Source organism: Methylobacterium sp. Leaf456 (assembly GCF_001425465.1).
GTDB lineage: Bacteria > Pseudomonadota > Alphaproteobacteria > Rhizobiales > Beijerinckiaceae > Methylobacterium.
Window position 1 is genome coordinate 119,622 of the sequence record NZ_LMQV01000012.1, and the last position, 16,514, is coordinate 136,135.

The window sequence follows — 16,514 nt, forward strand, 5'->3', positions numbered from 1 at the left end:
CCAACGCCTTATCTCCTCTCGACTGCGTCGCGCCACGAATGCAACCTAAGGGCAATCGGCGCGCGATTGGCTTTGTCTACGACCCTATACCGGGCGAGCCCTCCGTCCCGGCGGTGCGCGGTGCGGGCGGCAACCGCGAGCCATGCGTCGGGCCGCGGAGGGCCCCGAGCCGGCGCTTGCCTCGCGCAAGCCAGTGCGGCCACCATCCCCTCGAGTTTCGGAGGCCGGCATGGTCACGCACGACGTCATCATCGTGGGGGGAAGCGTGGCGGGCTGCGCCGCCGCGATGCTGTTCGCCCGCGCCGGCCTCACCGTGGCTTTGGTCGAGCGCAACCCCGATCCGGACGCCTACAAGCGGCTGTGCACCCACTACATCCAGGCGAGCGCGCTGCCGGTGCTGGAGCGGCTCGGCCTCGCCCGGGCGATCGAGGCCAGCGGCGGCGTGCGCAACCGGCTCGACCTGCACACCCGCTGGGGCTGGATTCGCGAGGGCGAGGTTTTGGCCGGCCATCCCGCCCACGGCTACAACTTGCGCCGGGTCCGGCTCGATCCGCTGATCCGCGCGCAGGCGGCGGCGACGCCCGGCATCGAATGGCTGCCCGGCCACAGCGCCACCGGGCTCGGGATCGAGGCCGGGCGGGTCGCCGCGCTGACCATTCGCGATGCGCGCGGCACCGAGCGGATTCTTCGCGGGCGCCTGCATGTCGGGGCGGACGGGCGCGCCTCGGCGCTGGCGCGCTTCGCCGGGCTAAAGCCCCGCGAGACGCCCAACGCGCGCTTCTTCTACTACGCCGCCTATCGCGGGCTTGATCCGAATGGCGGGCGCTCGCGGATGTGGATGGGCGAGGAGGGCATCTGCTACACCTTCCCCAACGAGGACGGGATCACGGTCGCGGCGGCGACCCTGCCGCGGGCGCAGCTTCCCGCCTTCAAAGCCGAACCGGAGGCCGCGCTCGCCCGCACCCTCGCCGCCCTGCCGGAGGGGCCGAACCTCGCGGCCGCCGAGCGGATCGGCCCGGTGATGGGCTTCGTCGACATGCCGAACCTGCGCCGCCCGGCCACGCGGCCCGGCCTCGCGCTCATCGGCGACGCGGCGCTCTCGGTCGATCCGGTCTGGGGCACCGGCTGCGCCTTCGCCCTGCAATCGGCCGCGTGGCTGTCGGATGCCACCGCCGAGACGATCCTTTCGCACGGGCCTATCGACCGCGCCCTCAAGACCTATGCCCGCCACCACCGCCGGGCGCTGGCCGGCCACGCCTGGCACATCGCCAGCTACGCCAGCGGGCGCCGCTGGTGGTGGCTCGAGCGCCTGATGCTGGAAGCGGCAGCCCACGACCCCGCCCAGGCCCGCCGCCTGTTCGCCTACGCCGCCCGCAGCCTCGGCCTCGTCGAGTTCATGGCGCCGACAGCGCTGGCGCGGGCCGCCGCCACGGTTTTGCGCGCCCGGCTCGCGGGCGGGCGCCCGCGGCTCGATCCGCGGGTGGAGGCGGCCTGACGGGCTCATCCGATCCGCATCTCAGGATGAGGGCGCGGATCGAACGATGCCGAATGCGACCGCAGCCGGTGCCCCGCCCAAACCCGCAACCTGAGATACGGTTTCGAACCGGCCGCTGCGCCGGATCCTGTCTGCCGGCCCGGTGTGCGGTTCGGACGCGCGCCCGGCGGCAAGTGATTGCCCAGACTGTCTTCTACAGGTAAGTTTACATTCGTTCCAATCGGATGTTCGATCTATAATAATTCCATCCTGCAACCTCTTAGAGGAGTCTTCGTTGTCGGCCTGCAAGTCCGGTGCTAAGGGCCCTGAGTATAGGCGCCGGCGTTACGCTTAAGCGTGGGCGCATTTCACTGGATGGCCGCGGGGTTCGAGCCGCCGCCGCGGGCACGGTAGGAACGCGATGCCGACGAGAACGAAGGACGGAACTTCCACCGTCTTGCTGGAGGTGCTGCTCCGCCAGCGGTCCGAGCTGGTGGAGACGGCGCGGCGCGTGGTGCGCTGCGGCGCGCGGGCCGAGGACGTGGTGCAGGACGTGGCCCTGAAGATCTGCCAGGACACGGTGTCGGCCGACATCGCCGACGCCGCCGGCTTCCTGCGCCGGATGGTCCGCAACGCTGCCATCGACGCGGTGCGCCAGTCCGGCCGCGAATGCCGCCGCAGCGCCCCCTCGGAGGCCGGCGACGCGGTGCCCGCCCCCTGCGACTGCCCGCTGCGCCATCTCGAGGCGCGCCAGTCGCTGCGGCTGGCGATCCAGGCGCTCGACGAGGCCCCCGCCCGCACCCGCGCGGCGTTCCTGGCCCACCGGATCGAGGGCGTGCCGCAGAAGGACATCGCGGCCCGCGCCGGCGTCTCGCCGACGCTCGTCAACTTCATGATCCGCGACGCCACCGCGCTCTGCCGCGCGGCGGCGGTTTGAGGCGCGCTCACGCACTGGCCTGCGCCGCCGGCGTCACGCCGGCCTCCACCAAGCGGCCGTTCTCGAGCTTCACGCAGCGGTCGGCGACGTCGAAGTAGCGGTCGTCGTGGGAGATCGCCAGCACCGCTTTTCCGCGCGCCCGCAGTTCGGGAAGCAACTTCCGGTAGAACACCTCGCGGAAGGCCGGGTCCTGGTCGGCGGCCCACTCGTCGAACAGGTAGAACGGCCGATCCTCCAGGTACGCGACGACCAGAGCGAGGCGCTTGCGCTGCCCCTGCGACAGGGAGCGCGTCGAGAGCACCCCGCCGGTCACCGAGACCTTATGGCTCAGCTCCAGCTTGGCGATGAGGGCGTTGGCCTGCGCGTCCAGCGCCGTGCCCGGCCCGCTCAGGCCGTCGAGCGTCGGAAACAGGTGAAAATCCGAAAAAACCGCCGAAAACAGCCGACGCAATCGGGCACGATCGAGTTCGGTGATCGCCGCCCCGTCGAGCAGGATCGAGCCGGCATCCGGCCGGTAGAGCCCGGTCAGCACCTTGGCGAGCGTGGTCTTGCCGCTGCCGTTGCCCCCGATCAGGATCGTCACCTCGCCCGGCCGGAACGTCAGGTCGATCGGCCCCAGCTCGAAGATTCCGTCCTCGGATTCGCGGTAGTAGCGGTGGCGCACCGCCTCCAACCGCAGTTCCCGGAACCCCGTCGCCGGCACCCGCGCCAGCGCCGGCTCGGGCTCGGCCACCGCCGCCATCAGTCGGTCGATCCGCCCCATCGACACCCGCGCCTGCTGTGCGTTCGGCAGGTTGTTCAGCAGCGCATCGAGCGGCATCATCAGATAGAGGAACACGACGATCGAGCCGGCTATCGAGACGGTGCCGAAGGTCAGCACGCCGATCAGGGCATGCACCAGGAACAGCGCCACCCCGGCCGCCGCCACGTAGATGCGCAGGCCCCGCAGGCGATGCGCCCGCACCTCCTCGATGCTGCGCTCCAGGGACAGGCTGAGAAAGGCTTCCGAGCGCTCGCGGTTGAGCTTCAACTCCTTGGCGCCGTTGAACAATCCGTCGAAGTGCGAAAACAGTTCGTCCTGCGCCGTGCCCGCCCGGTCGAGCTCCTTCAGGGCCCGCGCGTGGCCGAGATGGAACACCAGCGAGCCGCCCAGGATCGTCGCCAAGGCGAGCGCGAAGGCGGCGAGCGAGGTCCAGGCCAGATAGGCGAGGCAGCCCGCCACGATCACGGCGTTCATCACGATGTTCGGGAAGGCGACGAGGAAGTCCGCCACCCGCGCGGCGTCGTCGGTCATCACCGACTGCACCCGCGACGCGCCGAGCCGCTCGACCCGTGCGAACTCGGCCGCCGCGACCCGCCCGGCCAGCGTCCGGCGGATGCCGAGCAGAACGCCTTCGCCCAGCCGCGCGAACAGCATCCCGCCACCGACCCGGCCGGCGAGCCCCAGCAGGGCGGCGGCCGCGAAACCGACGCCAAGCCATTGTGAATCATGGCGTCCGGCCAGCATCTCGTTGGCCGCCGCCACCATGCCGATGCCGGCAAGTGCGGCAGCCAGACTCGCCCCCAGCGCCAGGATCAGCAGATGCCGCGGGCACTGTGCCAGGATGCGAAGAAGCGCTCCCCCTTTTGGGATCGCGTCCGAGGTCTCGGGTTGCATTGCCCCTCCGGCGGTCGGTTCGCCATTGAAGACGGATCGGGCGGGGAAGGATTTAGTCGTTTCGATTCGAGAGTGCGGCACTCCATGTCGAAAACGGTGTCGTCGGCGCGACTTCGCGCCGTTTGGGGCCGATCGCTCTAAATTTCCCGCAAGCCCGTCCGTCCTGCCGTCGAGAGGCCGGGCGACCGGCCGTTCCGGGAGCGGTCGCACAGTATGGGCATGGCCAGGGGCACGGCACTGAGGACGTTTGTCGCGCAGGTCGAGGAATCGGCCGCGCGGTTCGTGCCGGTGAGCGCCCGCGTCGCCGCGGTCGAAGGCTACCGCATCGCCCTCGTCCACGGTGAGCGGCGCCTGACCTACGGCGAGTTGAACGCTCGCGCCAACGCGCTCGCCCACGCCCTGATCCGCCGCGGCATCGGATGCGAGGATCGCGTCGCGCTTCGCCTAACCCGCTCCCCCGACGCCTTCGTGGCCATCCTCGCCGTGCTCAAGGCCGGCGCGGCCTACGTCCCCGTCGATCCGGAAGCCCCGCAGGAGCGCCGCGACACCGTCATCGGCCAAGCCGACGCGCGCCTCCTCCTCACCGACGTTCCAGCCGAGCCCCCCGCCGCCTGCCCGACCCTACGCCTCGACGAGCCGGATGCCTTCGCCGGCCCCGCGACGGAGCCCGGCGTCGCGATCCACCCGGAGCAACTCGCCTACGTCATCTTCACCTCCGGCTCGACCGGCCAGCCCAAGGGCGTCGCCGTCGCCCACGGGCCGCTCGCCATGCATGCCGAGGCGGTCGGCGCCCGCTACGATCTCACCCGCGACGACCGGGTGCTGCACCTCATCGCGCTCTCCTTCGACGGCGCCACCGAGGCGTGGCTCGCCGCCCTCATTCACGGCGGGCGCCTCGYGGCTGGACCGCTGAGGACACCCTCGACGCCATCCGGGCCGAGGGCGTCACCGTCACCGGCATGTCGCCGGCCCTGCTGTCGAGCCTCGCCGAGGCGCATGCGCGAGGCGGCGGTGGCCCGCTGCCGATGCGCTCGTGGACGGCGGGCGGCGAGGCCTTCGGCATCGAGGCGTTCCAGGCGGTGCGAAACAGCTTCGCGCCGGCCCGGATCGTCAACGGCTACGGCCCGACCGAGACCGTCATCACCCCGCTGCTGCTGAAGATCGACCCCGACACGCCGGCCGCCGCCTGGGACGGCGGCGACTGGCTCCCGATCGGCACGCCGGTGGGCGCCCGCACCGCCTACGTGCTGGACGAACGGCTCCAAGAAGTCGGTATCGGCGTGCCGGGCGAACTTTTTGTCGGCGGACAGGGCCTCGCCCGCGGCTATGTCGGCGCGCCGGGCGAGACCGCCGCGCGCTTCGTGCCCGACCCATTCGGGGCACCGGGCGGGCGGCTCTACCGCACCGGCGACCGGGTGGTGCGCCGCGCCGACGGTTCGCTGAGTTACCTCGGCCGTCTCGACGCGCAGGTGAAGGTGCGCGGTTTCCGCATCGAGCCCGGCGAGGTCGAGGCGCATCTGCTGGCCCATCCGCGCTGCCGCGAGGCGGCCGTGACGGCAGTGAAGCGGAGCGAGGAGGCGCATCTCGTCGCCTACGTCGCCGGGCGGGGTGGGGAGGGGGCGGATTCCGACCTCGCCGAGGTTCTCGCCGCACATCTGGCCGAGCGCCTGCCGGCGCACATGCGCCCGTCGCTGATCGTGGTGCTGCCGGCCCTGCCGCGTCTGGCGAGCGGCAAGCTCGACCGGGCGGGGCTGCCCGCGCCGGAATGGAAAGCGGGCGCCGACGCGCCGCCGCAGGGCGCCACCGAAGAGGCCCTGGCGCGTCTGTGGTCCTCCGTGCTCCGTGTCGAGCGCGTGGGCCGGTCCGACGGCTTCTTCGCACTGGGCGGCCACTCGCTGCTCGCCGCCAAGCTCGTCCAAAGAATCCGCGAGGAGATGGGCGCTCATGTCGGCCTGCCGGCCTTCTACGCCGCGCCGACGCTCGCCGCCTTGGCCGCCCTGATCGACGACGCCGACGAGGCTCGCGCCCTCCAAGACGTCGATGCCCTGCTCGCCGAGTGGGAAGAGGTCTGACCATGTCCGCCGCCGCCGACCGCAACCCGAGCTGGGACGGGCTCGCCCGGCGCTTCGCCGCCCTGGCATCCGAGAAGCGCGCCGCCTTCCTCGACGCGCTGGACGCCCGCGGCATCGCCTTCGAGCGGCTGCCGATCATGCCATTCGCCGACGGCGCGCCCGAACGGCTGGCGCTCGGCCAGCGCCGCCTGTGGTTCCTCTGGCAGCTCGACCCTCAGAGCCACGCTTACAATCTCGGCGGCGCGCTCAGTCTCGACGGCCCCCTCGACGAGGCCGCCCTGCAACACAGCCTCGACTGGCTGGTGGCCCGCCACGAGACCCTGCGCACGTCGTTCGAGCCGAGCCCGGATGGCGAGGCGCGCCCTGTCCTCCATGATCCCGCGAAGGTCGCGCTCGCCCGCGCCGACGTGACCGACCGGCCCACAGCCGCGCGCGAGGCCGCTGCCCACGATATCGCCGAAGCCGGCGCCTGCCTGCCGTTCGATCTCACCGCCGCGCCGCCGCTGCGGTTCGGCCTCGTGCGGATCGCGCCCGAGCGTCACCTGCTCTGGCTCGCGATCCACCACATCGTCTCCGACGCGTGGTCGCTGGAGATCGTCGTCGGCGAGCTGTTCTCCGCCTATGCGGCCTTCCGCGAGGCGCGCGCGCCGGCCCTGCCGCCCCCGCCGGTGCGCTATGCCGACTGGGCCGCGTGGCAGCGGGTGCAGCTGGAGGGCGGCGAACTCGCCCGCCAGCTGGGTTGGTGGAAGCAGGAACTCGGCACCGAGCATCCGCCGCTGGCGCTTCCGACCGACCGGCCGCGCCCGCCGGTCCAGAGCTTTCGCGGCGCGCGCCACCGCTTCAGTCTCGACGCCGAGACCAGCCGGCAGGTGCGGGCGCTCGCCCGCGCGGAGGGCGCGAGCCTGTTCATGATGCTGCTCGCCGGGCTGCACGCGCTGCTCGCCCGGCTGACGGGCGAGGACGACATCCGCGTCGGCGTCTCCAGCGCCAACCGGGTGCGGCCCGAGACCGAGCGGCTGCCGGGCTTCTTCGTCACCACCCAGGTGATCCGTGCGCGCGTCGAGCCCGCGACGCGGATGCGCGACCTGATCGCCGCCGTGAAGGCGACGACGCTCGCCGCGCAAGCCCGGTCCGACCTGCCGTTCGAGACGCTGGTGGACGCGCTGCAGCCGGAGCGGACGCTGCGCTTCAATCCGCTGTTCCAGGTGAAGTTCACGCAGCAGCTCGACTTCCCGCAGGCCATCCGGGCCGCCGGGCTGACCGCGACGCCCACCGAACTCGTCGAGAACGCCACCCATTTCGATCTCAGCCTCGACGTGACCGACCGGGCGGACGGCATCGAGGCGGTGCTGACCTACGCCACCGATCTGTTCGATCCGGCCTTCGCCACGCGTTTCGCCCACGCCTATGCCGACCTCATCCGCCACGCCGCCGCCCACCCCGAGCGCCCGCTCGCCGAGTGGGTACCGGCCGAGGTCTCGGCCCTGTCGGGCGAGGCCGCCGACCATCCGCATCCCGACCTGCTCACCGCCTTCGCGGCGTGCGTCGCGCGGACGCCCGATGCGCTCGCCCTGCGGGCCGGCGACGCGTCGCTGACCTTTTCGGACCTCGACGCCGCCGCGACCCGGCTCGCCCATGCCCTCCGCGCGGACGGTCTGACGCGGGAAGAGGTGGTGCCGGTGCTCGCCGGGCGCAGCCTCGATCTCGTCGTCGCCGCGCTCGGCGTGATGCGGGCGGGCGGCGTCTACGCGCCGCTCGATCCGTCGCTGCCGTCCGAACGCCTGCGCCGGCTCGCCGCCGACACGGGCGCCCGCCGCGTCCTGTTCGACCCCGAGGGGGAGACCGCCGCGACCGGGCTCGGCGTGACGCATCGTGCCGTCGGCGCCCTCGCGGCCCGCCCCGTGCCGGAGGGCGCGGCCCCGCTTGCCACCCCGCTGCCCGACCTGGGCGCGTACCTGATCTACACCTCGGGCTCGACCGGCGCGCCGAAGGGCGTGCTCGTGCCCCACCGGGCGATCGCGGCCTACACGCACGCCATGCTCGCCCGGCTCGATCTGGCGGCAGGCGCGAGCTTCGGCCTCGTCTCGACCCCCGCGGCCGATCTCGGCCACACCATGCTGTTCGGCGCCCTCGTGTCGGGCCGCACCCTCCACCTGATCGAGGCGGACGCCGCCTTCGACGCCGACCGCCTCGCCGACGTGGTTCAGGCGCAAGGCATCGGCGTCCTGAAGCTCGTGCCGAGCCACCTCGAAGGTCTGCTGGCGACGCCGCGGGCGCAGGACATCGTGCCGGAAGCGGCGCTGATCCTCGGCGGCGAGGCCCTGCCCGCCGCCTTGGCCGCGCAGGTGCGCCGGCTGCGGCCGGGCTGCCGGGTGATCAACCATTACGGGCCGACCGAGACCACGGTCGGCGTCCTCGCCCACGAGGTCGCGGATGACATTGAGGAGGAGGGCACCGTTCCGGTCGGGCGCCCCTTCGCCGGGGTCGAGGCGGTGATCCTCGACGCCGGCCTCGCTCCTGTGCTGCCGGGCGCCGTCGGCGACCTCTATATCGGCGGGGACCAGCTCGCCCGCGGGTATCTCGGGCGCCCCGGCGCCACCGCCGAGCGCTTCGTGCCCGATCCGACCCGGCCGGGCCGCCGCCTCTACCGCACCGGCGACCGGGTTCGGCTCGACGGCGAAGGAAAAATCCGCTTCCTCGGCCGCGGCGACGATCAGGTGAAGATCCGCGGCCACCGGGTCGAACTCGGCGAGGTCGCCGCAGCGCTCCGCGCAATCCCCGGCATCGACACCGCCCATGTCGTCCTCGACCGCACCGAGGCCGGCCGGCCGCACCTCCTCGCCTACGTCACCGGCACGCAAGCGGCCGCCTCCGGCGCCCGCGACGCACTCGCCCGGACGCTGCCCGAGGCGATGGTGCCGAGCCACGTCCTGCACCTCCAAACGATTCCCCTCACCGCCAACGGCAAGCTCGACCGCCGGGCGTTGCCGCAGCCCGAAGCCGTGTCGGCGGAGCCGGCCCGCGACCGCGGCAGCGAGGCGCAGTGCGTGCTGGCCGACATCTGGGAGGAGGTTCTGCGCCGCCCGAGCATCGGTCTCGACGACAACTTTTTCGCGCTCGGCGGCGACTCGATTCTCAGCCTTCAGATCATCGCCCGCGCCAAGCGCCGGGGCTTTCGCCTGACGCCGAAGCAGGTGTTCGAGCACCAGACGGTGCGGGCGCTCGCCGCCGTCGCCGTGCCGCTGGCGCCCGCGGCCGACGCACCGAGCGCGGCCGAGCTGACGCTGTCGGCGATCTGGGCCGAAGTGCTACGCCGCCCGACCGTTGGCCTCGACGACAACTTCTTTGCCTTGGGCGGCGACTCGATCCTGAGCCTTCAGATCATCGCTCGCGCCAAGCGCCAGGGTCTTCGGCTGACCCCGAAACAGGTCTTTGAGCATCAGACCGTTCGGACGCTCGCCAAAGTGGTGGTTCCATTGGCGCCGGCCGGGCCGTGCGCCGCGGCACAGCCCGCCGCGCCGTCCGGCGCTGCGAAGGCGGAAGGCATCCTCACTGAGGTCTGGACCGAAGTCCTGCGCCGCCCCTCGGTCGGCCCGGACGACAACTTCTTCGCCCTCGGCGGCGACTCCATCCTGAGCCTTCAGATCATCGCGCGGGCCAAGCGCCGCGGGCTGAAGCTGACGCCGAAGCTCGTATTCCAGCATCAGACGATCCGCACCCTGGCCGCCATGGCGGTGCCTCTCGACGCCGCCCCGACGCCGGCCCCCGCCATGGCGCCGCGCCCGGCGCTGAAGGAAGTGCCGCTGACGCCGATCCAGGCCGGCTTCCTAGCGCGCCCGGTGCCGAACCGCGGTCACTGGAACCAGTCCGTGCTGCTCGCCCCGCGCGACGCCCTTGACGCCTCGGTCCTGGCTTCCGTTCTGGAAGCCCTGGTGGCCCGGCACGAGGCCCTGCGCCTGCGCGTTACGCCCCGGGGCGAACGGTGGACGCAGGGCGTCGCCGCGACCGAGACCGCTCCCCTCCTCGACATCCGCGCGATCGCCGACGCGGCCGAACTCGAGGCCGCCTGCGAGGCGACCCAGCGCAGCATCGATGTCAGTACGGGCCCGCTGCTGCGGGCGCTGCTGGCGCACTTGCCCGACGGCAGCCAGCGCCTGCTGCTCGCGATCCACCATCTCGCGGTGGACGGCGTGTCCTGGCGCATTCTGCTCGACGATCTGGCGCTCGGCCTCGACCAGCATCGCCGCGGCGCAGCGACCGCGCTGCCCGCCCCCGAGACGAATTTTTCGGATTATGCCCGCGCCTTGCTGCTGCACGCCCATTCCGAGGCGCTGCGGGACGAAGCGCAATACTGGCAGGTGACCGCCGGCCCGGATGCACCGCCGAGCCGGACCCGGCTCGCCGAGGCCCACCGCCTCGCCCGCACCTTGGACGCCGCCGCCACGCGGGCCGTGATGGAGGCAGCGCCCGCCGCCCTCGACGCCCGCCCGCACGAAGTGATGGCGGCGGCCCTCACCAAATCCCTCGCCGGGGACGCCGATAGCGTGACCCTCTGGATGGAAGGCCATGGCCGCGATCCGTCCTTCGCGCCGGCCGATCTCGACCGCACGGTCGGCTGGCTCACGAGCCTCTACCCGGTCCGCCTGCCCGTCCGCAGCGAGGCCGCCGCGCACGTTGCGGCGGTCCGCGACGCGCTGCGGGCGGTGCCGGAGGGCGGCGTTGGCTACGGGCTGCTCGCCCATCTCGCCACGCCTGACTTGCGCGCGGCGGTGACGGCCCCGCGCGGGCCGGTGTTCAACTATCTCGGTCGGCTCGACGCCGCGATGGCCGGCGGCGCCTTCACCCTTGCGCCGGAGAGCACCGGCACCGAGCGCGATCCCGACGCGCCGATGCTCGACCCGCTGCGGCTCGATGCCCGCCTGCGCGACGGGCGGCTCCAGCTCGACTGGCAGTTCGATCCGGCCCGCTACGACACGGCCGAGGCCGAGCGGATCGCAAATACCTTCGAGACCACCCTGCGCCACTTTACGGGCACCGAGCCCGAGGCGCAGAGCTATCCGCTCACCCCGATGCAGCAGGGCCTGCTGTTCCACGCACAGCTGGCGCCCGGCGACACGGCCTACGTCAACCTGCTCGCCGTCACCCTCGACGGGCTCGACCCGGAGCGCTTCCGCGCGGCGTGGCGCGGGGTTTTTGCTCGCCACGACATCCTGCGCTCCACCTTCCATGCCCGCGACGGCGTCGAGCCGGTGCAGGTCGTGCACCCGCACGCCGAGCCAGCCTTCGAAGTCCACGACTGGCGCGGCCTGCCCGATCCGGAATCCCGCCTCGCCCGGCTCGGCGACGAGGAGCGCGCCCGCGGCTTCGACCTCGCGGCGGCCCCGCCGATGCGCCTGATCCTCGTGCGGACGGGCGAGACGGTGTGGCGCTTCCTCTGGGTGCGCCACCACATCCTGCTCGACGGCTGGAGTTCGGCCCGGCTGCTGGCCGAGATCGCCGCGCGCTACCGCGGCGAGGCGCCGGATGGTCCGGCCCCGCGCTTCCGCGACGCTGTGGCGTGGCTCGCCGCCCGCGACCGCACGGCGGACGAAGCCTTTTGGCGCGCGATGCTGGCGCGTATCGAGGAGCCGTTCCGCCTATCCTCCGGCAGCGCCGGCTCACAGGGCCGCGCCCGGCACGACATCCGGCTCGACGCCGCACTCACGAAAAACCTGCGCGCTGCCGCGGGCGCCAAGCGCGTGACGCTCAACACCCTGGTTCAGGCGGCCTGGGCATTGGTTCTTTCCCGCCGCACCGGCCGTCCGGCCCTGTTCGGCGTCACCATCGCGGGGCGGCCGGATGCCCTGCCCGGCGCCGACGCCATGCTCGGTCTGTTCATCAACACGCTGCCTGTCCTCAGCGAGCCACGGCCCGATCTCGGCATCGGCGCCTACCTCGCGGATTTGCAGGACCAAAACCTGTCCCTGCGCGAGCACGGCCACATCCCGCTGTTCGAGGTGCAGGCACTCGCTGGCACCGGCGGCGAGGCCCTGTTCGACACGGTGCTGATCTTCGAGAACTATCCCGTCGATCCGGCCTTGCGCGAGCCCGCCCCCGGCGCGCTCGCCTTCCGCGACCCGCGGGTCGACGAGGACACGCATTACCCGCTCACCGTTACGGTCGAGGCGGGGGAGACCGCGACGGTCGGGTTCGCCTACGCCACCGACGCCTTTTCGCAGCGGGACGTCGAGGACATCGCCGCCGCGTTCGAGCGGGCGCTTACGGCCCTCGCCGGGGCGGAAGCCACGGCGCCGCTCGGCGGCATCTCTCTCGCCGCGCCGGACGACCGCCCGGCCGTGGGACCGGCCCCGGCCCCCTTCGTCCCGCTCGCCACGCAGCTGCGCGCCCAGGCGCAGGCGACCCCCGAAACGATCGCGATCGACGGGCCGGGCGGGCCGCTCGGCTACGCCGAACTCGACCGGCGCTCCGATGCGGTGGCGGCCCGCCTCGCCGCCGTCGGCGTGCGGCGCGGCGACCGGGTCGGCGTGTTCGTCGGGCGCGGCGTCGCCATGGTGACGGCACTCCTCGGCACGCTGAAGGCGGGGGCGGCCTACGTGCCGCTCGATCCCGATTACCCGTTCGAGCGCCTCGCCTACATGGCGCGGGATGCCGAATTGTCCGCCCTTCTCACCGAGCCCGATCTCTGCGCCGGCGCCCCCGCCGGCCCCTGGGCGATGCTCGATGTCGAGGGCGAGGCGAACGGCCCGGTCCCGGACTTCACCCCGCGTCCCGACGACCTCGCCTACCTGATCTACACCTCCGGCTCGACCGGGCGCCCCAAGGGCGTGATGGTCGGCCACGGCGCGCTGGCCAATCTCTTGACGGCGATGGCGGCGGAACTCGGCGTCGATGCCGGGGATCGGCTCGTCGCCGTCACCTCGCTGTCCTTCGACATCGCCGCCCTCGAACTCTTCCTGCCGCTCGTCGCGGGCGCGCGCCTCCACATCGCCGCCCGAGAGGAGGCCGGAGACCCGCGCCGCCTCGCGGCACTTCTGGAGGCGGGCGGGGCCACGATCCTCCAGGCGACCCCGGCCACGTGGCGCCAGCTCAGGGCGAGCGGCTGGGCCGGGCGGCCCGGCCTCACGGCGCTCTGCGGCGGCGAGGCGTTGCCGCCGGACCTAGCCGGATGGCTCAAGACGCGGGTTGGCGCCCTGTGGAACGTCTATGGGCCGACCGAGACCACGATCTGGTCCAGCGCCGGCCGCGTCGAGGCCGAACCGCATCTCGGCCAGCCGCTCGCCGCCACCACGCTCCACGTCCTCGACAACGCGCTCCAGCCGGTGCCCGCGGGCGCGGCGGGCGAACTCTGGATCGGCGGTGCCGGCCTCGCCCGCGGCTATCACGGGCGGCCGGGGCTCACCGCCGAGCGGTTCGCCCCCGATCCGTTCGGCGCACCCGGCGCCCGGATGTACCGCACCGGCGACCGCGTCCGCCGCCGCGCCGACGGACGTCTCGACTACCTCCACCGCCTCGACCATCAGGTGAAGATCCGCGGCTACCGAATCGAACCCGGCGAGGTCGAGGCGGCGCTGACCGCCCACCCCGCCGTGCGCGAGGCCGCGGTGACGCCCGCCCCCGGCGGGGAGGGGCTCGTGGCCTATGCCGTCGCGGGCGAGGGCGTCACGCCGGAGACCTTGCGCGACCATCTCGCGGCGCGGCTCCCGGCGCATATGCGGCCGGGCGCGATCCTCCTCCTCGAACGATGGCCGCTGACGCCGAACGGCAAGCTCGACCGCGCCGCCTTGCCGCGCCCGGAGGCGGGCGCGGCGGACGGCGCCGCGCCGGAGGGCGAGACCGAGACGGCGCTCGCGGCGATCTGGGCCGACCTTCTGGGCGTGACCGGAATCGCCCGCGACGACCACTTCTTCCGGCTCGGCGGCCACTCTCTGACGGCGACCCGCATGGTCGCCCGGATCGAGACCGAACTCGGCCGGCTCGTGCCGCTGAAGGCGGTGTTCGAGGCCCCGACGCTGCGCGGCTTCGCCGCCGCGGTCGAGGCGGCCGGCTCCGGAACCGCGGACGACGAAAAACTCGCCCGCGCCGACGCCCTGCTGGCGGAGCTCGACGCCTGATGAGCGCGCTCACCGACCGCCTGCGCAGCCTCGCCGCGCGCCTCGCCGCGGCCTCGCCGGAGGAGCGCGAAAGCCTGCTCGCCCGCTTCGAGGCGGCCGGCATCGGCTTCGACGACCTCCCGGTGCCGCCGACCGATCCGGGGAAGCCGCAACCGGCCGCGGACGTGCAGCGCCGCCTCTACCTCCTGTGGCGGCTCGATCCGTCGAGCGCGGCCTATTCCGTCGGCGGCGCGGTGCGCCTCACCGGGCCCCTCGACCGGGCCGCCCTGAAGGGCGCCCTCGACGGGTTGCTCGCCCGCCACGATGCCCTGCGCACCCGCTTCCGGGACGCGGAGGACGGCAGCGTGTTCCAGATCGCCGACCCGGCCGCCCCCTGCGCGCTCGCCGAGTACGTGTGCGAAGGCCCGGATTCCGAGGCGGCCCTGCGCGACCTCGTCCGCGAGACGGTGGAGCGTCCGTTCGACCTCACCGCCGGCCCGCTGATGCGGGTCGGCCTCGCCCGCCTCGGGCCCGACCGGCACGCCCTGATCCTGGCCCTGCATCATGCCGTCTGCGACGCGTGGTCCCTCGGCGTGCTGACGCGGGAAATCGGTGCGGACTACGCCGCCCGCCGAGCCGGGCGCCCCGACGGAATTCCGGCCCCGCCCCTGCGCTTCGCCGATTGGGCGGCCTGGCAGGCGATCCGCCAGGAGACCGGCCGCGACGCCGCGGCTTTGGCCCGCATCCGCGAACGGCTCGCCGACGCGCCCCGCGGCCTCACCTTCCCCGAGCGTCTGCCCGCGGCGCCCCGCGAGGCCGGCCGGGCGCGGCGGGTGCCGCTGGTGTTTCCCGAGCCGACGCAGGACGCGCTCCACCGCCTCGCATCCGAGCGCGGCGTGACGGCGGCGGCCGCGATGCTCGCCGCCTTCGCGGTCTTCCTCGGGCGCGGCACCGGCCGGGACGACCTCTGCCTCGGCATGCCCGCGGCCAACCGCGAAGGAGCCGCGACCCACGGCGTCGTCGGCCCCTTCGTCAACACCCTGGCCCTGCGGCTGCGCCCGGCACCGGCGCAGCCCTTCGCCGAGTTCGTCGAGACCGCCGCCGCGACCCTGCGGGAGGGCATGGCCGAGCAGGCGCTGCCGTTCGACCGGATCGTGGAAGGGTTCGGCAACGCGGGCCAAAACCCGTTCGATGCCCTCTTCGCCTACGAGCGCGCCGCCGCGCCGCCGCGTTTTCCCGGCCTGATCGCCGAGCCGTTGCCCGCCCCGCCGGAGACGGCGAAGTTCGATCTCGTCCTCGGCGTCGAGGAGGCGGCAGGCGGCGCGCTCTCCGGCGCGCTGATCCTCGCCGAGGCCCGCTTCCTGCCCGGCACGGGCGAGCGCTGGGCCGCGCGCTTCGTCGGCCTGCTCGGCGCCCTGCTGGTCCGGCCGGGCGCGCCCTGCGGCGAGGCCCCGCTCCTCACGGACGAGGAACGCGCGCTGCTCGACGCGCAGCACCGGATGCCGCCGGCCCCGCCCTTCGTCCCGGTGAGCGCCCGCGTCGCCGCGGTGGAAGGCCACCGCATCGCCCTCGTCCACGGCGAACAGCGCCTGACCTACGGCGCGCTCAACGCCCGCGCCAACGCGCTCGCCCACGCCCTGATCCGCCGCGGCGTCGGGCGCGAGGAGCGCGTCGCGCTCCGCCTCACCCGCTCCCCCGATGCGTTCGTCGCCATCCTCGCCGTCCTCAAGGCCGGCGCGGCCTACGTCCCCGTCGATCCGGAAGCCCCGCAGGAGCGCCGCGACACCGTCCTCCGGCAGGCGCAAGCCCGCCTCCTCCTCACCGACCTCCCCGGCGAGCCCCCCGCCGCCTGCCCGACCCTGCGCCTCGACGAGCCGGACGCCTTCGCCGGCCCCGGAACCGAACCCGGCGTCGCGATCCACCCGGAGCAACTTGCCTACGTCATCTTCACCTCCGGCTCGACCGGCCAGCCCAAGGGCGTCGCCGTCGCCCACGGGCCCCTCGCCATGCACGCCGAGGCGGTCGGCGCCCGCTACGACCTCACCCGCGACGACCGGGTGCTGCACCTCATCGCGCTCTCCTTCGACGGCGCCACCGAGGCGTGGCTCGCCGCCCTCATTCACGGCGGGCGCCTCGTCCCTCACCCGCGACGACCGGGTGCTGCACCTCATCGCGCTCTCCTTCGACGGCGCCACCGAGGCGTGGCTCGCCGCCCTCATTCACGGCGGGCGCCTCGTCGTCGGCGAGCCCCGCGGCTGGACCGCTGAGGACACCCTCGACGCCA

At 73.5% G+C, this 16,514-nt stretch carries 6 protein-coding genes and 1 pseudogene; 6 read left to right on the forward strand and 1 reads right to left on the reverse strand.

The window, feature by feature from the left end:
* Positions 1–229 precede the first annotated feature (229 nt).
* Both ASG52_RS10585 and ASG52_RS10590 read left to right on the forward strand, forming a co-directional pair.
* Positions 230–1,495 (forward strand): NAD(P)/FAD-dependent oxidoreductase, encoded by a 1,266-nt coding sequence (locus ASG52_RS10585; protein WP_056242705.1) that lies wholly within the window; start codon positions 230–232, stop codon positions 1,493–1,495.
* Between the two features lie 400 nt (positions 1,496–1,895).
* Positions 1,896–2,411 carry a sigma-70 family RNA polymerase sigma factor gene (locus ASG52_RS10590; protein ID WP_056242707.1) on the forward strand — a complete coding sequence of 172 codons (516 nt, stop codon included), beginning with the start codon at positions 1,896–1,898 and terminating at the stop codon, positions 2,409–2,411.
* A 7-nt stretch (positions 2,412–2,418) separates the two neighbouring features.
* Here ASG52_RS10590 and ASG52_RS10595 read toward each other — a convergent pair whose 3' ends face one another.
* Positions 2,419–4,068: a cyclic peptide export ABC transporter gene (locus ASG52_RS10595; RefSeq protein WP_056242710.1), complete on the reverse strand. Its 1,650-nt coding sequence runs from the start codon at positions 4,066–4,068 to the stop codon at positions 2,419–2,421.
* 219 nt (positions 4,069–4,287) lie between these two features.
* Between ASG52_RS10595 and ASG52_RS28280 the strand changes: the two are divergent.
* From ASG52_RS28280 to ASG52_RS10615, 4 genes and pseudogenes are all read left to right on the forward strand, one after another.
* A pseudogene (locus ASG52_RS28280) lies at positions 4,288–4,956 on the forward strand (AMP-binding protein); the annotation flags it as partial.
* A 71-nt stretch (positions 4,957–5,027) separates the two neighbouring features.
* Entirely contained in the window at positions 5,028–6,140 is a 1,113-nt protein-coding gene (locus ASG52_RS10605; RefSeq protein ID WP_056242714.1) for an AMP-binding protein, read from the forward strand.
* A 2-nt stretch (positions 6,141–6,142) separates the two neighbouring features.
* Positions 6,143–14,251: a non-ribosomal peptide synthetase gene (locus tag ASG52_RS10610; protein ID WP_056242716.1), complete on the forward strand. Its 8,109-nt coding sequence runs from the start codon at positions 6,143–6,145 to the stop codon at positions 14,249–14,251.
* Entirely contained in the window at positions 14,251–16,497 is a 2,247-nt protein-coding gene (locus tag ASG52_RS10615) for a condensation domain-containing protein (RefSeq protein ID WP_056242718.1), read from the forward strand. The genes ASG52_RS10610 and ASG52_RS10615 overlap by 1 nt, the downstream gene beginning before the upstream one ends.
* Positions 16,498–16,514: the final 17 nt, after the last annotated feature.